This window comes from Thalassovita mediterranea (genome assembly GCA_019448215.1).
Classification (GTDB): Bacteria; Pseudomonadota; Alphaproteobacteria; order Caulobacterales; family Hyphomonadaceae; genus Henriciella.
Genome location: CP080408.1, coordinates 1114271 through 1137255 on the forward strand (window position 1 = coordinate 1114271; position 22985 = coordinate 1137255).

The 22985-nt window shown below is 62.2% G+C and carries 22 protein-coding genes; 11 read left to right on the forward strand and 11 right to left on the reverse strand.

Features of this window, described 5'->3' with window-relative positions:
* Window positions 1-27 precede the first annotated feature (27 nt).
* From KUV46_05460 to KUV46_05480, 5 genes are all read left to right on the forward strand, one after another.
* Window positions 28-1260, forward strand: coding sequence for a peptidoglycan DD-metalloendopeptidase family protein (locus tag KUV46_05460; protein ID QYJ01842.1), 1233 nt, complete (start codon window positions 28-30; stop codon window positions 1258-1260).
* A 16-nt stretch (window positions 1261-1276) separates the two neighbouring features.
* Entirely contained in the window at window positions 1277-2605 is a 1329-nt protein-coding gene (locus KUV46_05465) for a S41 family peptidase (GenBank protein ID QYJ02354.1), read from the forward strand.
* A gap of 78 nt (window positions 2606-2683) precedes the next feature.
* Window positions 2684-4042: a divergent polysaccharide deacetylase family protein gene (locus tag KUV46_05470; protein QYJ01843.1), complete on the forward strand. Its 1359-nt coding sequence runs from the start codon at window positions 2684-2686 to the stop codon at window positions 4040-4042.
* Window positions 4039-4563 (forward strand): RNA pyrophosphohydrolase, encoded by a 525-nt coding sequence (locus tag KUV46_05475; GenBank protein QYJ01844.1) that lies wholly within the window; start codon window positions 4039-4041, stop codon window positions 4561-4563. The genes KUV46_05470 and KUV46_05475 overlap by 4 nt, the downstream gene beginning before the upstream one ends.
* Window positions 4560-5369, forward strand: coding sequence for an alpha/beta fold hydrolase (locus KUV46_05480; protein QYJ01845.1), 810 nt, complete (start codon window positions 4560-4562; stop codon window positions 5367-5369). Before KUV46_05475 ends, KUV46_05480 begins: the two co-directional genes overlap by 4 nt.
* Here the strand turns inward: KUV46_05480 and KUV46_05485 are convergent, their stop codons facing one another.
* Together KUV46_05485 and KUV46_05490 are read right to left on the reverse strand one after the other, a co-directional pair.
* Window positions 5370-5903, reverse strand: a complete 534-nt coding sequence (locus tag KUV46_05485) for a hypothetical protein (protein QYJ01846.1) — start codon at window positions 5901-5903, stop codon at window positions 5370-5372.
* Window positions 5900-6589, reverse strand: a complete 690-nt coding sequence (locus KUV46_05490; GenBank protein ID QYJ02355.1) for a DUF3426 domain-containing protein — start codon at window positions 6587-6589, stop codon at window positions 5900-5902. Before KUV46_05490 ends, KUV46_05485 begins: the two co-directional genes overlap by 4 nt.
* A 66-nt stretch (window positions 6590-6655) precedes the next feature.
* Here KUV46_05490 and ftsE point away from each other — a divergent pair, with 66 nt between their 5' ends.
* From ftsE to KUV46_05505, 3 genes are read left to right on the forward strand one after another with little or no spacing between them, the layout of a single operon-like run.
* The gene (gene ftsE, locus KUV46_05495) at window positions 6656-7369 is read left to right on the forward strand and encodes a cell division ATP-binding protein FtsE (protein QYJ01847.1); all 714 of its coding nucleotides are present in this window, start codon (window positions 6656-6658) and stop codon (window positions 7367-7369) included.
* A complete protein-coding gene (locus tag KUV46_05500) occupies window positions 7366-8238 on the forward strand; it encodes a hypothetical protein (GenBank protein QYJ01848.1) in 873 nt (290 codons plus the stop codon). The genes ftsE and KUV46_05500 overlap by 4 nt, the downstream gene beginning before the upstream one ends.
* Window positions 8235-8990 (forward strand): 1-acyl-sn-glycerol-3-phosphate acyltransferase, encoded by a 756-nt coding sequence (locus KUV46_05505; GenBank protein ID QYJ01849.1) that lies wholly within the window; start codon window positions 8235-8237, stop codon window positions 8988-8990. The genes KUV46_05500 and KUV46_05505 overlap by 4 nt, the downstream gene beginning before the upstream one ends.
* A 103-nt stretch (window positions 8991-9093) precedes the next feature.
* Here KUV46_05505 and KUV46_05510 read toward each other — a convergent pair whose 3' ends face one another.
* The gene (locus KUV46_05510) at window positions 9094-9654 is read right to left on the reverse strand and encodes an HD domain-containing protein (GenBank protein QYJ02356.1); all 561 of its coding nucleotides are present in this window, start codon (window positions 9652-9654) and stop codon (window positions 9094-9096) included.
* Window positions 9655-9846: 192 nt separating this feature from the next.
* Here KUV46_05510 and KUV46_05515 point away from each other — a divergent pair, with 192 nt between their 5' ends.
* Both KUV46_05515 and KUV46_05520 read left to right on the forward strand, forming a co-directional pair.
* Window positions 9847-10497, forward strand: a complete 651-nt coding sequence (locus KUV46_05515; protein ID QYJ01850.1) for a DNA-3-methyladenine glycosylase 2 family protein — start codon at window positions 9847-9849, stop codon at window positions 10495-10497.
* Between the two features lie 171 nt (window positions 10498-10668).
* Window positions 10669-11232 (forward strand): HNH endonuclease, encoded by a 564-nt coding sequence (locus KUV46_05520; GenBank protein QYJ01851.1) that lies wholly within the window; start codon window positions 10669-10671, stop codon window positions 11230-11232.
* A gap of 76 nt (window positions 11233-11308) precedes the next feature.
* On the opposite strand, the gene KUV46_05525 is transcribed toward KUV46_05520, so the two are convergent.
* From KUV46_05525 to KUV46_05535, 3 genes are all read right to left on the reverse strand, one after another.
* Window positions 11309-12040, reverse strand: a complete 732-nt coding sequence (locus KUV46_05525; GenBank protein ID QYJ01852.1) for a hypothetical protein — start codon at window positions 12038-12040, stop codon at window positions 11309-11311.
* A gap of 73 nt (window positions 12041-12113) precedes the next feature.
* On the reverse strand, window positions 12114-12482 hold the full coding sequence (locus KUV46_05530) for a hypothetical protein (GenBank protein QYJ01853.1): 369 nt from the start codon (window positions 12480-12482) through the stop codon (window positions 12114-12116).
* Window positions 12479-13021 (reverse strand): RNA polymerase sigma factor, encoded by a 543-nt coding sequence (locus tag KUV46_05535; GenBank protein QYJ01854.1) that lies wholly within the window; start codon window positions 13019-13021, stop codon window positions 12479-12481. Before KUV46_05535 ends, KUV46_05530 begins: the two co-directional genes overlap by 4 nt.
* 92 nt (window positions 13022-13113) lie before the next feature.
* On the opposite strand from KUV46_05535, the gene pyk reads away from it, so the two are divergent.
* Entirely contained in the window at window positions 13114-14511 is a 1398-nt protein-coding gene (pyk, locus tag KUV46_05540) for a pyruvate kinase (GenBank protein ID QYJ01855.1), read from the forward strand.
* 195 nt (window positions 14512-14706) lie between these two features.
* Here pyk and odhB read toward each other — a convergent pair whose 3' ends face one another.
* From odhB to KUV46_05565, 5 genes are all read right to left on the reverse strand, one after another.
* The gene (odhB, locus tag KUV46_05545; protein ID QYJ01856.1) at window positions 14707-16314 is read right to left on the reverse strand and encodes a 2-oxoglutarate dehydrogenase complex dihydrolipoyllysine-residue succinyltransferase; all 1608 of its coding nucleotides are present in this window, start codon (window positions 16312-16314) and stop codon (window positions 14707-14709) included.
* A gap of 30 nt (window positions 16315-16344) precedes the next feature.
* Window positions 16345-19299: a 2-oxoglutarate dehydrogenase E1 component gene (locus tag KUV46_05550; GenBank protein QYJ02357.1), complete on the reverse strand. Its 2955-nt coding sequence runs from the start codon at window positions 19297-19299 to the stop codon at window positions 16345-16347.
* Window positions 19300-19445: 146 nt separating this feature from the next.
* A complete protein-coding gene (gene sucD, locus KUV46_05555; GenBank protein ID QYJ01857.1) occupies window positions 19446-20348 on the reverse strand; it encodes a succinate--CoA ligase subunit alpha in 903 nt (300 codons plus the stop codon).
* Between the two features lie 60 nt (window positions 20349-20408).
* Window positions 20409-21602: an ADP-forming succinate--CoA ligase subunit beta gene (sucC, locus tag KUV46_05560; GenBank protein ID QYJ01858.1), complete on the reverse strand. Its 1194-nt coding sequence runs from the start codon at window positions 21600-21602 to the stop codon at window positions 20409-20411.
* A gap of 137 nt (window positions 21603-21739) precedes the next feature.
* Entirely contained in the window at window positions 21740-22978 is a 1239-nt protein-coding gene (locus KUV46_05565; protein ID QYJ01859.1) for an MFS transporter, read from the reverse strand.
* Window positions 22979-22985 lie beyond the last annotated feature (7 nt).

Here is a 22985-nt window from a genome sequence, read left to right on the forward strand (position 1 = left end):
CGCTCGCCGTGGCATGCCTGTGTCGACATGCGCCCTTCTCTCATCCGCCTTGCCTTTATACCGCTCGCCGGTCTTCTCCTGGCCGCCGCACCGCGTGAGTATAGCCGCGAGGAGCTGAGCGCCCTTGAGGCCCAGCGCCAGTCCGCCATCCGCCAGCTTGAAGCCCTGGAGAAGGCCGAGTCCGAAAGCGGACAGGACGTCACCAGCCTTGAACGCCAGCTCATTTCCGCCGCGCTGGAGAGCCGCCGGCGCGAGGAGCAGGCCGCCGCCTCCGAGATCAAGTTGATCGATCTTCGCACGCGTCTCGGTTCGGCCCGCGATGCGCTCGTCGAGAGCACGGACAATCTCGAAGAGATCATGGCCAACCTCGCCATTTCAGGCAGGCACCGCCCCCCGGCCCTCATCGCCGCGCCCAAAGAAGCGAACGCCGCCATCCGCGCAGCCATCGTGATGGGCGGGGTCGCCCCGCAGATCAATGAACAGACCGACCGCCTCGCAAGCGAGATCGCTGAACTGAAATCGCTGGAGCAATCCGTGCTGGAAGAGCAGGACCGCCTCGCTGCCGCAGAAGAGCGCCTCTCGGCCAAGCAGGCCGAAATCGAAACGCTGGTCGCCCGCAAGCGCGCCCAGTATGAAAACGTCTCCAGTGAAGCCGAAGCCCTGCGTGCCCGCGTACGCCAGATCGGCGGCGAAGCTGAGACCCTGCGCGACCTACTCGCCGCGCTTGAAAGCCAGGCTCCGCGCGCTCCGGCCATCAAGCCGCGCGCCCAGATCCAGCTCGCCGCCTCGCGCACGTCAACGCCCAGCCGTACGACGGACGCGCCGCGCAATCCGGCCCGCAGCCCGGCTGTCGCCAATCTCAGACCGCTCGGCCGCGAGGCGCTCGGCGGCCTCATGCAACCGGTCGCAGGCCTTGTCTCACGCAACTGGGGCGATGACCTTCCAGGCGGTGAAACCGCCAAGGGTCTCTACATCCAGCCGCGCGCCAGTTCCGACATCGTCGCCCCGATCGACGGCACAATTGAGTATGCCGACGAATTCAGAAGCTACGGTAAGCTCTTGATCATTTCGACAAGTGATGGATACCATATCGTTCTGAGCGGAATGGGCCGTATTTACGGTACCCCGGGACAGACGGTACGCGCCGGTGAGCCAGTTGGACGCATGTCCGAACGTGCAAATCCGCCGCCTGAGCTCTATCTAGAAGTCAGGCGGAATGGCGTACCGATGAATCCGGCACGCTGGATGCAGGGCGGATAAGCCGCCACAGGAGATGATGACCATGAGAGCAATGCTGACGGGGGCTGCAATCGGTGTCGTAATGGGCGGGGTCGCCGTAGGCGTCTCGGCCGTCGCATGGCCAGATCCTGGCACAAGCAGCAGCCGAGCGGAAACCTACCGACAGCTTGATCTTTTTGCCGAAGTGCTGGCCCGCGCCCGCGCCGACTACGTCACCGAAATCGACGAAGCCGAAGCGATGGAAGCGGCAATCAACGGCATGCTCGGCTCGCTCGACCCGCACTCATCTTACCTGTCGGCAGAAGACTTCTCCGCCATGCAGGTCCAGGCCTCCGGCGAATATGGCGGCCTCGGAATCGAAGTTCAGATGGAAGATGGCTTCGTCAAAGTCATCACGCCGATGGACGACTCCCCGGCCTCGCGCGCAGGCCTGCAGAGCGGCGACCTGCTCACAGCCATTAATGGCAAGCCTATTGTCGGCCTCAACATTGATGACGCTGTCGAAGACATGCGCGGGCCTCCGGGCACCGAAATCATCGTCAGCGTCATGCGCGAAGGCGAAGACCCGTTCGACGTCACCATGGAGCGCGAAGTCATCCGTCCAAAGTCCGTCGACTGGAAGACGGTTGACGAAGACGTGGCCTATATCCGCATCTCCACCTTCAATGAGCGCACGACCGATCTTCTCGAAGATGCGTTCGAGGGCGTGTCCGATGAGCTTGGCAACCGCCCGGCTGGCATCATTCTCGACCTGCGCAACAATGGCGGCGGCCTGCTCGATCAGGCGATCTCTGTCTCCGACAAGTTCCTGTCGGGCGGCGAAGTCGTGTCGACCATTGGCCGTCGGCCAAGCGACATTGCCCGCTACAATGCCCGCTCCGGTGAAGTTTTCCAGAACGTGCCGATTGTTGTGCTGATCAATAATGGCACCGCATCCGCCTCTGAAATCGTCGCTGGCGCCCTTCAAGACCGTGGACGCGCCACCGTTCTCGGCATGACCAGCTTTGGCAAGGGCTCGGTTCAGACCGTCATTCCGCTTGGCAGTGATCGCGGCGCAATCCGCCTCACCACCTCGCGCTATTACACCCCGTCCGGACGGTCCATCCAGGCCACCGGTATCGTGCCTGACATGGAAGTCGCGCAGGCCCGCGTCTCCGAGGAAGAACTGGCCCGTATCCGCCGCTTCTCCGAAGCCGACCTGCCGAATGCGCTGACCAATGAGGACGGCGCCGAGCGTGAAATTCCGCACCTTCCAAAGGAGCAACCTCCTGAGGACTATGAAGGCGAAGACTATCAGCTCGACCGTGCCCTCGAAGTCCTTCGCGGCGGCCAGATGAGCGCGACGGAAACGCCGCAGGCCGGTTAACGGAAATTTGCGTTGTCTTAACCGGTCGCTGGCAGGGTCTGCACTGACCCGCCAAACCAGCGACCGGAGAGACTATACATGGCCGCAAAGGCACCCCGTGAGCCATCGCCGCTGCGTAGTGCTATCAAGCATTCGGTTTTGAGCTTTGCCACTGTCGGTCTTGCGCTGACGGCCATGGCAGGCGGCATCCATGTCTGGGGCAGCGACGACACGTCCAGCCCCGTCCGCCAGATCGCCCTCTTCGAAACCGAAGCGCCGACCATCACGACCCCGCAGCTGAAGACGCGGCTCGCCTCCTCCAACGCGCCCACGAGGCAGATCGCAGCCCCGTCCTTCAATGAAGAAGACGGCGCACCGCCCTTCGTCACCGATGCGATGATCGCCCGCGGTGAGGCGGGGACACCTGATCTTGGCGTTGACTATGTCGATGGCGTTTCTCGCGTCGTACGCGTTGCCGCGCAAAGCGATGAAATTCCTGAGCGTCAGGAAGTCCGCATCAATGGCATCAGCGTCTCTTCTGGCCAGTCCTGGCAGGAATCGCGCAGCACGCTCGCTCTGCCGCGCGCGCCGGTTGCCGCCGTGTCTGAACGCACCCCTGTCGGCACGCTCCCAAAGATTTCCGATGATGGCCGCACGCCTGCTGGCGTTTACGCCCGCCCCTTCGCCAACACTGAGGGGCGCCCGACCGTCTCCATCATTCTCGGTGGGCTCGGTATCAACCGCACCCATACCCGCTCGGCCATTGATGAGCTTCCGCCGGAAGTGACGCTGTCCTTCGCGCCGGGCACCCGCGACCTTCAGGGCTGGATCGATCAGGCCCGCGCCGCTGGCCACGAAGTGCTGCTGGAAGTCCCGCTTGAAGCCTATGAGTTGTCCTCTGGCCCGGCCCATCCGCAAAGCCTGACCACCACCATGCAGGAAGCGCAGATCGAGTCTCGCCTCAGCGCGTTGATGGCATCTGCGAGTGGCTATTTCGGCCTTACCAACTATCAGGGCGGCCGCTTCCTGCGCAGCCCGGAAAGCGTCTCTCACCTTGCCCGCCTGACAGCCGCCCGTGGTCTTGCCTTCGTTGAGGATGGCAGCCTCCCCCGCTCTGCCATGGACACCGTCGCGACGGACGCGCCACTCCGCTTCCGCCGAGCCAACTTCCCTATCGATACCCAGCCGCATGGCGGAGACATTCAGGAACGCCTGCTGGAGCTGGAAACGCTGGCCATCGACAAGGGCTCTGCCGTCGGCTCCGGCTTCGCCTATCCGGTCACCATCGACATTCTGAAAGCCTGGACCGACAGCCTTTCCGCCAAGGGCATCGTGCTCGCGCCCGCATCAGCGGCAACGCACACAAGGCCATCTGTCACGGCAGGCCGCGAAACTGCGTCCATCGACCAACAGGCGGGTGGGCAAGCAGACATGGACGCTGTAGATACGACTGGGTGACCATCCAGACACCTGATCCCTCGCTCTATCGCCCAAATGTCGGCCTCGTCCTGTTCTCGGCGACCGGCTACATCTTCCTTGGCCGCCGTATAAACGGGCGCGGCGCGTTCCAGTGGCAGATGCCGCAGGGCGGCATCGACGAAGGGGAAACGGCCCACGACGCGGCCCTGCGAGAGCTCGAAGAAGAAATCGGCGTCTCCGACAAGCTTGTCGACGTGCTCGAGGAAACCTCTGACTGGCTGTTCTATGAATTTCCGGCCGAAGTGCGCCGCCGCATGCCGGGCGCCTTTATCGGCCAGCGCCAGAAATGGTTTGCCCTGCGCTTCAAGGGCTCTGACAGCGACATCCGCCTCGACCGCCACACACCTGAATTCGACGCATGGCGATGGGCCCGCCTCAGCGAAGCGCCCGCAGCCATCGTGCCGTTCAAACGCCCTGTCTATCAGGCCGTCGCTGAACGCTTCCGCCCCTGGGCGGGTGAGAATTTTGCCCTTGAGACAAAAGCAGGAGAAACGCCATGAGCCGGACGATACTGATGATCCACGGCGTCGGGTGCGGCGGCGAAGCCTGGGGCCCGATGCAGCGCGCCTTCGAAGCGGCTGGATGGCGCGTCGAGGCCCCGACCCTGTTCGAAGACCAGCGCACGATCGACAATCCGCCAGACAGCCTGAAAGACCTCACCCTCACCGACTATATCGAGGCAATGTCCGCCAAGGCGCGCGAGATTGAGGGCGAGACCGGCGCAAAGCCTGTCATCATGGGCCACTCCATGGGCGGCCTCATCGCGCAGAACCTTGCCGCGCGCGGCGACGCCTCTGCCGCCATCTTCCTGACGCCAGCCCAGACCCCGGACTGCCAGGTGCAGGATCTGCGCCTGATGATCACCTTCTGGAGCATCCTGAAGGCAGGCAAAAAGAACGTCCCGGAGAACAGCTACAAGGTTGGCAAGTTCGGCTTCAAATGGGGCGTGATGAACGAGGTCCCCAAGAGCCGCCACGATGAGATCTATGCGCAGGCCCGCTTTGATTCAGGCAAGGTCTACCGCGACCTGACAGAGCCTTCCCCGATCGACGAGAAGACCGTCACCATCCCGACGCTGACCATCGGCGCGGGCAAGGACCGCGCAACCCCGATCAAGGCGGTCCGCCGCGTCGGCCAGAAGTATAAGGGTGCAGGCGTTCCGGGCGACTATATCGAATACGCCCAGCACGCACACTGGATCGTGGATGAGCCGGGCACCGACAAGGTCGTCGCCGACATGCTTGAATGGCTGGATCGCAAATTGCCGGACACGGCCCCGGCGGCAGAGCCTCAGCCCGTCATGTGATCAGTCGAGGGCGCCGACAAAAGGTAGCCCGCGATAGAGCCCCTTATCGTCCATGCCATAGCCGACGAGAAACCGCTCGGGCGCTTCGAAGGCGTGGTAATCGACATCATCCGCCCCGCTCGGCGCTGACGGCTTGCGGGCAAGCGCCACAGTGATCACCTCGCGCGCGCCCTTGGTCATCAGATGCTGGCGGGCAAAGGCCAGCGTGCGGCCCGTATCGAACACATCATCGATCAGCAGGACGCCGCGGCCTGTCACAGGGCGCGTAATGTCCGCGCGCACATTTACCCGGCCAGAGCTTTCGCGCGCATCGCGGTAGCTTTCCAGCCACAGGGCATCGAGCATCGGATGGATATGACGCCGCGCCAGCGCCTTCATCAGGTCACTCGTAAACGGCGTCGCGCCGATCAGGATATTGATCGCCGTCCAGTCACCCTGGAGGCGGGGTGCAAGCGTATCAGCCAGCCTGTCGACCATAGCCATCAGCTCGTCCTCTTTCAGGACGACATCGATTTCAGGAGTGTTCTGGCTCATGGATTTCCGCCGAGGTCTGGTGTGACGTTTGCCTGCTCGCTTTCAAGCCCAGCCTCACCCTCATCGACAAGGCCGAGTTCCAGCTGGAAAGCTTCAAATGGCGGGTTCTCGATCCGCTTGGAAAAGCCTGCCGTCTGTCCGGCCGCGATCTCACCCTGCGCGACCTGCGCGTAATAAGTGGCGATATGCACGCCGCCATCGTCCAGCAGGCGCACCTCGACAAGCGGCGCGCGCCTGGGGCGTTTGGTGAAGTTGCGGACCTCGCCGCTAATCTCCAGCACAGGCAGAGTCCCATCGAGGAAGCGCTCGGCATCCTCTGAGGCAAACTCGACACCGAACCGGTTCACCTTAAGGCCGAGCGCGCTGAACGCAGATGCGCTCTGCGGCCAGGCTTCCACCACCCGGCTGCGCATCAGGACAGCCCCGCCCAGAATGCCGACGAGAAAACAGGCCGCGACGGCCCAGGACACGATCGCCGCCATCCGGCTCGCCCGCGCTTTGCGGTCACGCACCCGCTTGCGATATGCCTCATGCGCACCGCGGCCCGCAGCAGCTGCCTGACCCTCGCCCTGACCGACAAACCAGCTATGATCGCACGCGGCGCACTTCACCGTGCGCCCGGCCTCACCAATCGTGGAGTCGTGCGCGAAATACTGGGTCTCGCAGTTCGGACAGGTGAGAATCATGGCTTGGAGTTTCGCGCAATTCTCTGAAATAGTCGATTGGACCGCTGCGGATTCGAAAGGAAGCTGATGACCCAGGCGGGCGCGCCTCTTGCCAGTGAACCGGCTGTTGAGCTGAACGGCGTCAGCCTTCGCTACGACACGGCTGACGATATCCTCACCGATATCGATATCCGGCTGAAACCGGGGACGTTCACCTTCCTGACCGGCCCGTCAGGCGCAGGCAAATCATCCCTTCTGAAGCTGCTCTACCTCGCCCATGCGCCAACATCCGGCGAAGTGCGCCTGTTCGGCCAGCGCACCGCCGACATGTCCCGCAACCAGCTCTCGGCGCTTCGCCGCCGCATCGGTGTCGTCTTTCAGGATTTTCGCCTGCTCGACCACCTCACCGCCTTCGAGAATGTCGCCCTGCCTTTGCGGGTCAGCGGCGAAAAGCCTGAGGACTACCGCGACGAAGTCGTCGATCTTGTGCGCTGGGTCGGCCTCGGCGAACGCATGCACGCCTTCCCCCCGGCGCTTTCAGGCGGCGAGCAGCAGCGCCTTGCCATCGCCCGCGCGCTGATCAACAAGCCGGATATCCTCATCGCGGATGAGCCGACCGGCAACGTTGATCCGGATATGGCCCGGCGCATCTTCCGCCTCTTTATTGAGCTCAATCGCCGCCTCAATACGACTGTCATCATCGCCACGCACGACATGCACATCATCCGTGAGTTCAAGGCGCCGGTGCTCAAGCTGCAGGACGGGCTGCTCTTTGCAGACAGCTCCTACGAGCAAGTATGAACATCAAGATGAACCCCCTCCTGCCCGAAAGCGATGCGCGCGAGGCGGCCCTCTTTTTCGTGGTCGCGGCCCTCTGCTTTCTCGCCGTGCTCGCGACCCTCGTAGCCCGCGGCACCTATACCGCCGCCGAAGCCTGGACCGCGCAGGTCGAGGGCGAGATGACCGTCCTTGTCAGCGACACAGACAGGCGCGGCGCCGAAGCGGCTGCGAGCCTGATTGAGGAGTTGCCCGGTGTAGAACGTGCGCATGTCCTCACCGATGAAGAACTCGATGAGCTCCTCTCCCCGAGCTTTGGCCCCGGTGGCATCCCCGATGGCATCCCGCTGCCGCTGCTCATCGCGGTCAACGCCGAGGGCGACACGACAGCGCTCGCTGCCGAAATCGACGCCGCGCTCGCCGAAGCCGGCATCAATGGCCGCGCCGACACACATTCGGCCTATGCCGCCGAAGTTCGCAAAGCCCTCGGCACACTGCGCATTGCCGCGATCGGCACCGTGCTCCTTCTCACCATGACCGCCATATCCGTCATTGCCTTCGCCACCCACGCGGCCCTGCTGGCGCGTAAGGATATTGTCGATGTGCTGCATCTGGCAGGCGCAGAAGATCGCTTTATCGCGCGCCTGTTTGAGCGCCGCTTCTGGCTGCTGGGTCTGAAAGCCGGGGCGGCAGGCTCTGTCGCGGCCCTCGCCGTCACCGCCATCATCGTCTTCTCCGCGCAAAGCTCCAACGCGCCGAGTGAGCTCCTGCCCAAGCTTTCGCTCGACCAGTGGGGCCTCATGATTCTTGCCGTCTCGCCCATTGCTGGCGCGCTTGCAGCCCGTATCGCTGCGCGGATCACCGTTGGCCGCTCGCTGAGGAGTTCACTTTGAACGCTGTGCGCTCATTCCTGTTCGTTATCTGGTTATATGGCGGCATGGCCGTCATCGGCATCACCTGCCTGCCGACCCTGCTCCTGCCGCGCAAATTCGCTGTGGCCGCCATCCGGTTCTACGCCCAATACATCCGCGTCGGCCTCCGTCTCCTCTGCGGCATCAGGGTTGAGCTGCGCGGACACGAACACATCCCGCAGGGCCCTGTCCTCATCGCCGGTAAGCATCAGGCCATGCTGGACGTCTTCATCCCATTCATCCTCTTCTCTGACCCGGCCATCATCCTGAAGCGCGAACTGCTCTGGTACCCCGCGCTCGGCTGGTATGCCCTCAAGACGAAGATGATTCCCATCGACCGGGCCGGCACAACAAAGACGCTGAAAAAGATGCTGCGCGAGGCAAAGGCCCGTACCGAACAAGGCCGCCAGGTGCTCATCTATCCGGAAGGCACCCGCCAGCCCGCAGGCGCGACCCTGGATTATAAATCTGCCGGGATTACCGCCCTCTACAATCAGCTAGACGTGCCGATCGTCCCACTCGCGACCAATTCCGGGCTTTGCTGGAAACCGCGCGGCATGGTCCGCAAGCCGGGTCTCGTCATCTATGAAGCCCTGCCCCCGATCCCTGCCGGCCTTGATCGCAAGGACATGTTTGCCCGGCTGAAGGTGGAACTGGAAACGGCCTCAGACGCATTGCTGGACGAGGGCCTAGCAGCGCAGGGCCGCACGCGCGCTGATCTGGCAGTAAACTAAAGCGCCCCACCCCGACCCTCCCCAAGGGGGAGGGGGTGCAACGCTTGAGTTTATCGCCCCCTCCCCGTTCCCGGGGAGGGTCGGGGTGGGGCCAGCGCAGCCCCTAGGCCGACGCCTCTTCCTTCTTGCGCAGATAGATCGAATTCTTCGGCTTGGAGAAGACGCGCTCCACCATCGGCTCGAAGAACTCCAGCGGCTCGCTTTGATACTCAGGATCGAACGCCTTCTGATCGTATTTGTGGCAGAACTCGGCGCAGCGCTGGAAGTGCGGATTATCCTTGAACTGGTCGCGCATATTCCTGTCGAGACCGAGATGCTCGAAGAAATAATAGCCCTGGAAGACGCCATGATTGGCGACCATCCAGAGGTTTTCCTCTGACACGAAAGGTTTGAGGATCGCAGCCGCCACGTCCGGGTGGTTCATGCTTCCCAGCGTGTCGCCGATATCGTGCAGCAGGGCGCAAACGACATATTCCTCGTCACGGCCATCGCGGTGCGCGCGCGTCGCCGTCTGCAGCGAATGCTCCAGCCGATCCACCGGGAAGCCGCCAAAATCGCCGTCCAACAGGCGAAGGTGGTCGAGAACGCGCTTCGCGAGCCCCTTGTTGAAGATACGCGAATGCTCAGAGATGATCTCCCAGTCTTCCTTCGTGCCTTCCATCATTTCGCGAAATTGGGCCTGTCCGCCCGCGCCGTGTCCGTCTGCCATGCTGTTTCCTCCATTATCTTTTCGCCCGACAGAATACGCGCAGAGCCGCAGACGGTCAAAGATTTACCGATGACCGGCGCGCCGCCGCTCGCAGGCCATAGAGTCTTGCGATAGGCTGATCCCCTGTCCTGAACCGCGGAGCGCACCATGTCGAAACCATCGCAAGAGACACTGCAGCAGGCCTGCGATGAGCTTATGGCCTGCGACCCGGCCTTCGCCGCCGCCTTCGCGGTCACCGGCCTGCCCGACTGGCGCTACAGCCCGCCCGGTTACCACACCATCGCCCGCATGATCGCCTTCCAGCAGATCACGACCAAGGCGGCCGCCACGATCTGGGGCCGCGTTGAAGCAGAACTTGGAGAGGTCACCCCCGCCTCGGTCCTTGGCGCCAGCGAGGACACGCTGAGAAGCTGCGGCCTGTCACGGCCCAAGATCGGCCACCTCAAATCCATCGCGACCGCCGTCGATACGGGCGCGCTCGACCTCACCCGCGTCTACCATGCACAGATCGAGGCCGCCCGCGCCGAGCTTCTCGCCGTCAAGGGCATCGGCCCATGGACCGCAGACCTCTTCCTACTCTATTGCGGCCGGCTCGACGCCTTTCCCATCGCCGATGTCGGCCTGATGGAAGCCTATCGCCAGCTCAGCGGCCATGAAGAGCGCTATGCCTCAAAGGCTTTCACAGAGCTCGCCGAAGCATGGCGGCCATGGCGCGGGGTCGCCGCCCATCTTCTCTGGGGCTGGATCAATGCGGAACGCGCAAAAGCCTATTCAGCAAGCGGTGGCAACGATGCCTGATCTGCAGCACGCACTACAGTTACGAACGAAAACGCGCAGATGCGCTAGCCAAACCCGTAAACTGTCATAAACTCGTATTAGGGAATCAGTAATGATCTCGATAAAACCGATGGAGGCGCGCGTTCACTGACATTCTCGTCAGCCGCACAGAGGGACAGGAAGGAGGCTGCAATGCCTGAGGTCCTGACTAATCCGCCAAATGGGCGGCCCGCTCTCGTTTTGAACGCCGATTTCAGGCCCCTTTCCTACTATCCGCTCTCGCTGTGGCCCTGGCAGGACGTCGTAAAGGCCGTCTTCCTCGACCGCGTCGACATCATCGCCGAATACGACACCGTCGTGCGCAGCCCGAGCTTTGAGATGCGCCTGCCTTCCGTCATCGCGCTCCGCGAATTCGTGCGTCAGGACCGCTCGCCCGCCTTCACCCGCTTCAATGTCTTCCTGCGTGACGGCTTCCAGTGCGCTTATTGCGGCGCGCCCGATGAGCTCACCTTTGACCACGTCGTGCCGCGTTCGCGCGGTGGGCGCACCAGCTGGACAAACATCGTCGCGGCCTGCTCGCCCTGTAACCTCAAAAAGGGTGGCCGGATGCCCAATGACGCCGGCATGGTCCCGCACCGCAAACCCGTCCGCCCGACCAATTACCAGCTGCAGGAAATCGGCCGGCGCTTCCCGCCCAACCATCTGCATGAGACCTGGATGGACTATCTCTACTGGGACGTCGAACTCGAGGCGTAGAAAGCCCACACGCCGTGCACAAAAAAGCCCCGCAGCTTTCACACTGCGGGGCTGATTTCATGTCGGGGTCAGCGTCCTAGTACTTGGTGCTGTCCTTCTCGAGCTTGTCGATATCTTGCGCGGCGTCTTCACCGGCTTTCTCGATCTGCTCTTCTTCATACTCGGTCAGGCCATCGACATCGACGTCCGGATTGGCAACCTCGTTGATGTCGCCATAGCGGGCTGCGGCATCTGCCTCGTCGGTGGCTTCAGGACCACCGACACCCATCTCGGTATCGGTTGTCGCTGCCATCTGGGCAGACTTCTCGTCGTTCAGCGCTGCAAGCTCACCATCAGTTAAATCGGTCGATGCGTCTGCAGTCTTGGTCTCGTCATACGTCTCGACCGCGCCGTACTGATCGTTCATCTGCAGCTTTGCTTCAGCCTCATCATTGTACTCAGTCTCGGTTTCGACATCGACGTCCACATCTGCGCCCGGTGTTTCCACCTCTACGTCAGCACCGGTTTCAAGGTCAGAGTCTGCAATCGCATCCTCTTCGCTCTCATAGTATTCGCCGCCCATTCCGTCATCGATATAGGTCTGCGTGTCGAGTTCTGCGTCACCATCCCAGCTTGGGGTCGTGTCGGTCGGCGTTTCCGCCTCCAGCGGCGCATCAGCGGTTACATCGCTCTCGATCTCGACATCAGGGATGTCCGTCGTGATCTCGGCTTCGGTCTGAGTTTCGATGTCCGCGTCGGCTGCTTGCGCGATGGCAGGCGCCGTCATAAGCGCGATAGCGGCGGTAGCAGTCAGAAATGTGCGTTTCATGGCAGGTCCTTTCAGCATTCTGCTTGTGACCCGGTAAAAACGGCTGCCCCGCAGACCTGTTCCGCGGCTTTCCTTAATTCGCGTTCAGGCTCTCCAGCCGCAACTCGATAATCTTCATTTCGCGCAGCAGCGTCAGATGGTTCATGCGCAGCCAGAACCAGATCTTCACAAACCCGGTCGCCATAAAGCCTGCCAGCCCCACCCCTGCCCAGCCAATCGCTTCGACAGGCGTTTCGCTGGCAAACACGGCAAAGGCTGACCAGATCGCCAATCCGAAAAAGACCAGCGAGAGCAGGAAAGCAAACACCGTCCACGCCTTCATCGTCCCTGCAAAGGCGGCTCCCATCTGCTGGAACAGGCCCGGCTCTGCATCGAGCGTTGCCAGGAAGGCCCGGTCATCCTCGCTCATGCCTCGGCGGATCTTCTCATCAATACCGGTCATTCTTCATCTCCTTCCAAAGCCGCCTTCATCTGGCGGCGTGCGTGAAAAATCCTCGATTTGGCCGTGCCCACCGGCACGCCCGTAATCTCTGCGACCTCGATGAGGGTCATCCCCTCGCCAAAGAACAGGACAGCAGCGGCGCGGTGGTCGTCGCTGAGGCCGTCCATCGCCTGCCGAATGGCGAGCCCATCTTCCGAGGCGCCCCTTGCTACGGCGCCAGCATCAGGCGTCAGCTCTGCATGGCGCGCCCGGTCGGTCTGGTTGCCCCTGATGCGGTCTGCGCATTTGCGGTGCAGGATGGTGAAGGCCCATGCCGGAAACCGCGCCGGGTCTTGCAGCGTGAACCAGCCCCGGCAGATCGCCGCCCAGGCATTCTGGACTGCCTCAACCGCCTCATCCTCATCGCGCAGCAAGCGTCTTGCGGTACGCAGAAGCCGCGGCTGCCAACGCGCGGCCAAACGCTCTCCAGCCCTTCGGTCGCCAGCACGTGCCGAGATGAGCAGAAGCTCATCGAATATGCGTCCTGTGTCCCGGGTCATGCCTGCGTCTGTCTGCCTTGTTCTGAATGGATAGTCGCGCCAGATTGGCAAAAGGTTCAATTGCGGCCCCGCCGCGCCAGCAGGAAGCCCCAATGACCTCACCTCGCCTGCGTGGCCGCAACGCCAAGATCCTCGCCACGATTGGCCCGAAAAGCGCGAGCCCCGACGCCATACGCCTCCTCGCCGAAGCGGGCGCAGACATCTTCCGCCTGAATTTCAGCCATGGCGCACATGAAACCCATGCTGCCGTCTTCAATGCCGTCCGCTCTGCTGAAAAGGCTATGGGCCGCCCGCTCGCCATCCTCGCAGACCTGCAGGGCCCCAAGATACGCGTCGGCACTTTTGAGGGCGGCGAAATCAAGCTCGCCTATGGCAAGACCTACACGCTGACCGCCGATGAGAGCACCAGCGCGCCGGACACGATCCCCGTGCCGCATCCCGAAATCCTGTCGTCGCTTGAAGAAGGCGACGAAATCCTCTGCGATGACGGCAAGGTCCGCCTCACCGTCAGCGAGGCTGGCGACACAATGCGCGTTACGCCGGCCTTTCATGCCACCCTGTCGGACCGAAAAGGCTTCACCGTGCGGGGCAAGACGCTGCCGCTCAAATCCATGACCGGCAAGGACCGCGCAGACCTCGCCTTTGCGCTCGACCTTGGCGTCGATCTCGTTGCGCTCAGCTTCGTGCAGTCCGTGGAGGACGTGAAAGACGCCAAAGCCGCGATCGGCGCGCGCGCCCCGCTCATCGCCAAGATCGAAAAGCCCGGTGCCGTGTCAGACCTCGATGCGATCATCCGCGCGTCTGACGGGGTGATGATCGCGCGCGGCGACCTCGGCGTCGAATTCCCGCTCGAACAGGTCCCCATCATCCAGCGGCGCATCGTGCGCGAAGCACGTGAGGTGGGCCGCCCCGTCATCGTCGCAACGCAGATGCTGGAATCGATGATCGAGAATGCTGCCCCCACGCGCGCTGAGACAGGCGATGTCGCCACGGCCATCTATCAGGGCGTCGACGCGGTCATGCTGTCTGCCGAGACCGCAATCGGCCGCCATCCGCCCACCGCCGTCGCCATCATGGACCGGATCATCAGGGCGACGGAAGCTGCCCCCGACTATCGCGACTCCCTCAAACAGTTCATGGGCGACCGCGATGATGAGCGCGTCATCGACATCGTCGCGCGCGCTGCCCAGTCGCTGGCCTTTGCGGTGAAGGCCAAGGCGCTCGCGCTTCGTACCGGGTCGGCCCGACGCCTCGCCCAGTTCGCCAAGCATCGCGGGCGCTATTTCATTCTCTACGGCTCGTCAGACGATGCACGCCTGCGCCGCGCCCAACTCCTTTGGGGCGTGCACCCCATCCATGTCGACATGATCGAGGAAAGCGACTGGCCCCGCACCCTGATGGACGCCGCAGACCTCGAAGGCGCCGTCGCCTACGCCGCCTGGAAAGGCGGCGGCGACGACACCGCCTGGGAAATGGGAATTCGGCGTTAGGTCGCCCCCTCCGCCCTGCCGGGCACCTCCCCCGTGAACGGGGGAAGATGGCGGTACACTAGCGTTGGTTCTTCTTCCCCCGCGTGCGGGGGAAGTGGCCCGCGCATGCGGGCCAAAGGGGGCCTCCCATACCCAACAAAAACGCCCGGCCATTCCTGACCGGGCGCTCTTCAAAGTCTTCCTGCAATCGGACGCCTAGACGTCCAGCAGCATGCGTTCTGGATCTTCCAGCGCTTCCTTGACGCGGACGAGGAAGGTCACAGCCTCCTTGCCGTCGACGATGCGGTGGTCATAGGAGAGCGCGAGATACATCATCGGACGCAGCTCGATCTTGCCGTTCACGGCGACCGGGCGCTGCTCGATGCGGTGCATGCCGAGCACGCCGGACTGCGGCGGGTTCAGGATCGGCGTCGACATCAGCGAGCCATAGACGCCGCCATTCGTGATGGTAAAAGTGCCGCCCTGCATGTCATTGATGGAAAGCTCGCCATCGCGGGCCTTGCGGCCAAGATTGCCGATCTCTTTCTCGACGCCTGCCAGCGACAGCTCATCACAATCACGAACGACCGGCACGACGAGGCCGCGATCGGTGCCGACCGCGATGCCGAGGTCATAGAAGTTCTTGTAGATGATGTCCGTGCCGTCGATCTCGGCGTTCACGGCCGGGATCTCTTTCAGCGCGTTGACGCAGGCCTTCACGAAGAAGCCCATGAAGCCGAGCTTCACATCATGCTTCTCAAGGAAAGCGTCCTTGTAGCGTGAACGAAGGTCCATCACCGCGCTCATGTCGACATCGTTGAATGTCGTCAGCATGGCGGCGGTGTCCTGCGCCTCTTTCAGGCGGCGGGCGATGGTCTGGCGAAGACGGGTCATCTTCACCCGCTCCTCGCGTGGGCCAATCTCACGCTGGGCTGAGGCGGCCTGCCGCTTGCTCTCTGCCTTTGGTGCCTGCGCGGCCTTGTTCACGAAGTCGATCGCATCCGCCTTGGTGGCGCGGCCATCGCGGCCAGAGCCTGGAATGTCCTGCGGGTTCACACCGCCTTCGGCTGCGACGCGGCGCACCGATGGAGAGACCGGACGGTCTTCCTGACCAGAAGCCGACTGGCCGGTTTCTGCAGGGGTCTGGCTGGTGGCGGCGCCTTCTGTGACACGCGCTTCCTTGGCAACAGTGCCGCCCGAAGACTTCGATGAAGACGCCGCTGCGCTACCACCTGCACCGCCCGAAATGCGTGCGATGACAGAGCCTGGCGTGACCGTATCACCCGGCGAGACGAGCAGCTCCGCAATCGTGCCATCCGCCGTTGCCGGCACTTCCAGCGCGACCTTGTCGGTCTCGATCTCGGCAATCGTCTCATCCTTGGAGACCTTGTCGCCGACCTTTTTCAGGAACTCGCCCAGCGTGCCTTCGGTGACGCTTTCGCCCATTGGCGGAACGGTCACATCGGTCAGGTCGCCGCCGCCAGAAGGCGCACTTGCTTCCTGCTTTGGCGCTTCCTCTTTCGGCTGCTCAGCGCTTTCGGAATTTGCTTCCGCAGGCGCGCTTTCTTCCTTGGCAGGCGCTTCGCCGCTGCCGCTACCGAGGCGGCCAAGCACCGCGCCGATCTCGACCGTGTCGCCTTCATTGGCGACGATCTCGCTCAGCGTGCCATCTGCCGTTGCGGCAACCTCAACTGAAACCTTGTCGGTTTCGAGCTCGACCAGAACCTCATCCTTGGAGACCTTGTCGCCAGCTTTCTTGAGCCATTGGCCAACAGTGGCCTCCGTCACGCTCTCACCGAGCTGAGGGACTACGATATCAGTCATATGCTTCCGTTTCCGTTAGATTCGTTCAGGTCAGGCGGAAACGATGCTGTCTTCGACCGGCTGGTCACCCAGCGCGGCTGCGATGAGAGCATCCTTTTCCTTGTTATGTTGTGAAAGTAGGCCGGTTGCCGTGGCTGCCGATGGCGGGCGGCCCGCATATTTCGGGCGGGCATTTTTCACGCCGGCCTGGTTGGCGGTCCACTCGATCTCGTCGCGCATGAAGGTCCAGCCGCCCATATTGCGCGGCTCTTCCTGGCACCACACCATTTCGGCGCCCGGGAAGCGCTTCAGCTCGGCGATCAGCGACTTGCGCGGCACCGGGTAGAATTGTTCGACGCGCAGCAGGTAGATGTCATCGACACCCTTCTCTTCACGTGCTTCGAACAGGTCGTAATAGACCTTGCCCGAACACATGACGACGCGGCGGATCTTGCTGTCCTCAGCCAGTTTCACCTTGCCTTCACGGCCCGGCGTTTCCGCGTCATCCCAGAGGATACGGTGGAAGGACGACTTGGTATTGAGGTCATCCAGCGTCGAGGTCGCTAGCTTGTGACGCAGAAGCGATTTCGGCGTCATGATGATCAGCGGCTTGCGGAAGTCGCGGTGGATCTGGCGGCGCAGCGCGTGGAAATAGTTGGCTGGCGTCGTCAGGTTCACGACCTGCATATTGTCTTCGGCGCACATCTGCAGGAAGCGCTCAAGGCGTGCAGAGCTGTGCTCCGGGCCCTGGCCTTCATAGCCATGCGGCAGAAGGCAGACGAGACCGCTCATCCGCAGCCATTTACGCTCTGCAGAGGAAATGAACTGGTCGAAGAAGACCTGCGCGCCGTTCGAGAAGTCGCCAAACTGCGCTTCCCAGAGGGTCAGGCAGTTCGGGTCGGCCAGCGAATAGCCATACTCATAGCCAAGCACCGCCTCTTCAGAGAGAAGCGAGTCGATGACTTCGTAATTGGCCTGGCCTTCGCTCAGATTGTTGAGCGGCGTGTAGCGCGCGCCCGTTTCCTGATCGACGAAGTGGCTGTGGCGTTGCGAGAAAGTACCGCGGCCCGAGTCCTGACCGGACAGGCGAACCGGGAAACCCTCATCGAGCAGGGTCGCAAAGGCGAGATGTTCCGCCGTCGCCCAGTCGAGGCCCTGGCCGGTCTCGATCGCTTCGCGGCGGCCATCGATGACCCGGCGCAGCGTCTTGTGGATGTCGACATTCTCCGGGACGGTCGTGATCGTCTCGCCGAGCTCTTTCAGCTTCTTGACCGCAACGCCGGTCTTGCCGCGGCGCTCATCATCCTCAGGAAGGCCGAGGCCTTTCCATTCGCCATCCAGCCAGTCAGCCTTGGTGGCTTCGAATGTCTTGCCGTCATCAAAGGCCTTGTCGAGGAAGTCCTCGAAATCCTTGATCTGCGAGGCAACTTCCTCCTCGGACACCAGGCCCTCCTCGACGAGGCGGGCGGCATAGATCTCACGGGTCGACTGGTGGCCCTTGATCTTGGTGTACATGACCGGCTGGGTGAACATCGGTTCGTCACCCTCATTGTGGCCAAACCGGCGATAGCAGAACATGTCGATGACGACGTCCTTACCGAATTTCTGCCGGTACTCGGTCGCGACCTTCGCGCAATAGGTGACCGCTTCAGGGTCATCGCCATTCACGTGGAAGATCGGTGCTTGTACCATCAGCGCAACGTCTGACGGGTATGGCGAGGAGCGCGAATACATCGGGCTGGTCGTAAAGCCGATCTGGTTGTTTACGATGAAGTGGATCGTGCCGCCCGTGCGATAGCCAGCAAGGCCCGACAGCGCGAAACACTCAGACACAACGCCCTGGCCCGCAAAGGCCGCATCGCCGTGCAGTAGAAGCGGCAGCTTGTGCGAACGGTCCAGCGTGCCGGTCTCTTCGGCTTCCATCGCCTGCTTGGCGCGGGTCCGGCCAAGAACGACAGGGTTCACCGCCTCAAGGTGAGACGGGTTGGCGTTCATGGTCAGGTGCACTTCATTGCCATCAAAGGCGCGGTCCGAAGACGCGCCGAGGTGATATTTCACGTCGCCAGACCCGAAGCCTTCTGCGCCCTGGGTAGAACCGCCCTGGAATTCGTGGAAGATCTTCTCGTACGGCTTGCCCATGACGGCAGCCAGCATGTTGAGGCGGCCGCGGTGCGGCATGCCGACAACGATCTCGTTCACACCGAGGGCGCCGCCGCGCTTGATGATCTGCTCCAGCGCCGGAACGGCCGCTTCGCCGCCATCAAGGCCGAAGCGCTTGGTGCCGGGATAACGACGGTGAAGGAAGCGCTCAAAGGTTTCCGCTTCGATCAGCTTGGTCAGGATCGCCTTCTTGCCCTCAGGGGTGAAGGCAACGCCCTTGTCCGGGCCTTCGATACGTTCCTGCAGCCACGACTTCTCCTCAGGATTGGAGATGTGCTGGAACTCGATGCCGATGGTCGAACAATAGGTCCGCTTCAGGATGTCGACCATTTCAGGAATGGTCGCATAATCGAGGCCGAGATAGCCGTCGATGTAGATGCGGCGGTCCATGTCCGCATCCGTGAAGCCGTAATTGGCCGGCTCGAGCTCTGGATGATCGACGTCGTTCTCGATCGCCAGCGGGTCGAGGTTCGCCGCCAGGTGACCGCGTACCCGGTAGGCACGGATCATCATCAGCGCCCGGATCGAATCCTTCACCGCATCGGCGACATCCTCAGCCGTCGCGGCCGGCTTGTCGGACTTGATCTTCTCCTTGAGCTTGGGCTCAAGCAGCGTCCAGTTGCCGTCAAAGGCTGCGACCTGTTCGGCGTCCGCCGGTTTGGGCCAGCGATCGCGCTTCCAGCTCGCCCCGTCCGCATTGCGCGTAGACGCTTCTTCTTCGTCGCCGAGCGCGGCGAAGAAGTCGCGCCAGCTTTCGGGCACGGAGTTAGGGTTGCGCGCATACGCAGCCTGCATCTTTTCGATCCAGACTGCGCTGCCGCCATACAAGAACGCGGTTTCCAGCATCGCGCTGTTCTGTGCGCTCCGCTTGCCCGAAATCGGGGAACCGTCATCAGCCATGGTGTGTACCGTCCTGTTGCTTCACTGGACGGCCCGGCGGGGTCGTTTTATTGGCCTCGTCTGGCCGCCATTCGGACACTTAGTATCCGGGGCTATCCTTTCAAAACCTCTACCATGGTATCGCCGAGACGCGCAGGGCTCGGAGACACCTTGATGCCAGCCGATTCCATGGCTTCGATCTTGGAAGGGGCATCGCCCTTGCCGCCCGAAACGATAGCGCCAGCATGGCCCATCGTGCGGCCCGGAGGCGCCGTGCGGCCAGCGATAAAGCCAACCATTGGCTTCTTGCGGCCCTTCTTGGCTTCGTCCTTGAGGAATTGTGCAGCTTCTTCTTCAGCAGAGCCGCCGATTTCGCCGATCATGATGATCTGCTTGGTTTCGTCGTCGGCGAGGAAAAGCTCCAGCACGTCGATGAAGTTGGTGCCGTTGACCGGGTCGCCGCCGATGCCGACAGCCGTCGTCTGGCCAAGGCCAGCATTCGAGGTCTGGAAAACGGCTTCATAGGTCAGCGTGCCCGAACGGGAAACGACGCCGACAGAGCCCTTCTTGAAGATCTTGCCTGGCATGATGCCAATCTTGCACTGCTCAGGGGTCAGGACGCCTGGGCAGTTCGGGCCGATGAGGCGCGACTTGGAATTGGCGAGCTTCGCCTTCACGCGCACCATGTCCATGACCGGCACACCTTCGGTGATACAGGTGATGAGTTCGATGCCTGCGTCGATGGCTTCTTCAATCGCAGCAGCTGCGCCGGCTGGCGGCACATAGATCACGGATGCGTTGGCGCCGGTGGCCTCCTTGGCTTCGCCTGCGGTCGCGTAGATCGGCAGCTCGGTGCCATTGTCGGCGGTCCATTTCTGGCCAGCCTTCTTCGGGTGCGTGCCGGCAACCATCTTGGTGCCGTAATATTCGAGCGCCTGGTTGGTGTGGAACGAACCGGTATTGCCGGTCAGGCCCTGCACGATGACTTTGGTATTTGAGTCGATGAGAATGGACATGGATAAGGTCCCTGAAATCTTTGGGTCGCGCCCTCAGGCGCGCGAAAAAACGTTTAAGCTCTAGCCTTTGATCGCTTCGGTGATCTTCTTGGCCGCGTCGTCGAGATCGTCGGCAGGGATCACGTTGAGACCCGAATTCTTGATGATGGACTTGCCCTCATCGACATTCGTGCCTTCGAGGCGAACGACCAGCGGCACACCAAGGTTGGTTTCCTTGACCGCAGCGATCACGCCTTCAGCGATGACGTCACACTTCATGATGCCGCCAAAGATGTTCACGAGGATGCCCTTCACGTTCGGGTCCTTCATGATGATCTTGAATGCAGCTGCGACCTTCTCCTTATTGGCGCCGCCGCCAACGTCACAGAAGTTCGCTGGCTCTTCACCGTAGAGCTTGATGATGTCCATCGTCGCCATGGCAAGGCCTGCGCCGTTCACCATGCAGCCAATCGTGCCGTCGAGCGCGATATAGGCGAGGTCCCATTCGGACGCCTCGATTTCCTTCTCGTCTTCCTCGGTCTTGTCGCGGAGTTCCACGATGTCCGGATGACGGAAAAGCGCGTTGCCGTCGAACGATACCTTGGCATCGAGAACGCGCAGGTGGCCGTCTTCCATGACGATCAGCGGGTTGATCTCGAGCATGGACATGTCCTTCTCCGTGAACGCTTTGTAGAGCGTCGGGAAGAGTTTCATGCCGTCTGCGCGTGCGTCGCCTTCAAGCTTCAGCGCGTCGCAGAGCTGCTCGCTGTCCTTGTCGGTGACACCGGCGATCGGATCGATCGGAAGGGTCAGGATCTTTTCTGGCGTGGAGTGCGCGACTTCCTCGATGTCCATGCCGCCTTCGGTCGATGCGACAAAAGCCGGCTTGCCGGTTGCGCGGTCGATCAGGACAGAGAGGTAAAGCTCACGCGAGATGTCAGCGCCGTCTTCGATGTAGAGGCGGTTGACCTGCTTGCCGTCCTTGTTGGTCTGCGCCGTAACAAGGTGGTTGCCGAACATTGCCTTGGCGTGGCTGATCGCTTCTTCCTTGGAGAAAGCAAGACGAACGCCGCCTTTTTCACCCGCAGCTGATTCCACGAATTTGCCTTTGCCGCGTCCACCTGCGTGGATCTGGCTTTTGACGACCCAGAGCGGTCCAGGCAGCTGGTCGACAGCCTTCTCCACTTCGTCGATCGAAAGCACGGGCGCACCGTTCGCAACGGGCGCACCATAGGACTTCAGCACGGCCTTGGCCTGATATTCGTGAATGTTCATGGGGGAAATAAGCCTCTTTGATATCGTCGGCGGGAGTGGGACGCGAAGCGCGCACCACCGCTCAGAAACTCGTGGCCTTATAACACTGAGAATTTACGGCGCAACCGGATGGGTCCAGAACCCGGACCAAGCTATTCCTACTCGGTTCTCGGGTCGATTTCGCCCGTAGATGCTGTGCTTGGCAGCGTAATCTTCCACGGCTCCTGCGCTTCCTTGGGCACATCCTGCCGCTTTGTGCGCCTGTACATCATTGCCGCAGCCAGAATTGCTGAACTAATCGCGGCAAGAAGAAACAGTCCGCCCTCGGTAAATGGCATCCGGAAGGCATAACCAGAGAGCGGCGGCCCGATGACAGACCCTGCCGCCCAAACGAATAGCAGCCCCGACATGACGCGGGAAATCTGCGCGGTATCAGACCGGTCGATCGCATGCGCGACACCGATGCCATAGAAGGACAGCGATCCCGCCCCCCAGACAGCCAGCGTGATCAGGATCCAGTTCTGCGGCATGCCCGGGAAAAGCCCCAGCACCAGCGCGGCAATGGCTGACACCGCGCCCATGACGGCGATCACCACGCGCCGGTCCATATGGTCGGAAATACGGCCCGCCGGCCACTGGCTGATCAGCCCGCCCGTCCAGACGGCTGCCGCCGCGATCGCGGCCGCGCCCGTCGCGCCGCCCGAGACACCCGGCAGCGCTACGCCTGCATAGAGCGGCAGGAGCGCCAGCGTGCCACTATTGATGAGGCCCGCCAGAAACACTGAAATTACCGCCGATGGCGCAATGTCGAACAGGCGTTTGAAGGGCAGCGGCTCGACACCTGGCGCAGGCGGCTCCCCGCGCCGTGTCAGGCAGACCGGCAACAGCGACAGGCAGAGGAACATCGCGCACCAGAGATATGGCCGGAAATCCACCGGCGCGAGCCCGGCCACAAAGAACGGCCCCGCCATCAGGGCAATTTTCGCAATCAGATGATAGAAGCCGCTGACACTGCCCCGGTTCTTCACCGAAACAGTCGAGCCGAGCCATGCCTCGATGCTGGAAAACATCCACGCAAAGGCCGCGCCCTGCAGAATACGCACAAATGTCCAGCTCCACGGGTCGAGCGCCAGCTGCATGACCAGCACGCTTGCCCCGCACGTCGCCGCCGCAGCCGAAAACACCCGGATATTACCGAACAGGATGACCGCATTGCTGGCCGTATAGGCCCCAACCATGAAGCCGAGCGCATAAACGGCTGCAATCGCACCGATAAGGCCCGGGCTGACGCCCAGCGTCTCAAGGCCGAGCGGGGTGACCACACCAAGGATACCGCCGCCCAGCTGAAGGAAGGCAGCGGCTGCAATCAGCGCCCAGACATTGCGGTAATCGCTCATGGCAGAC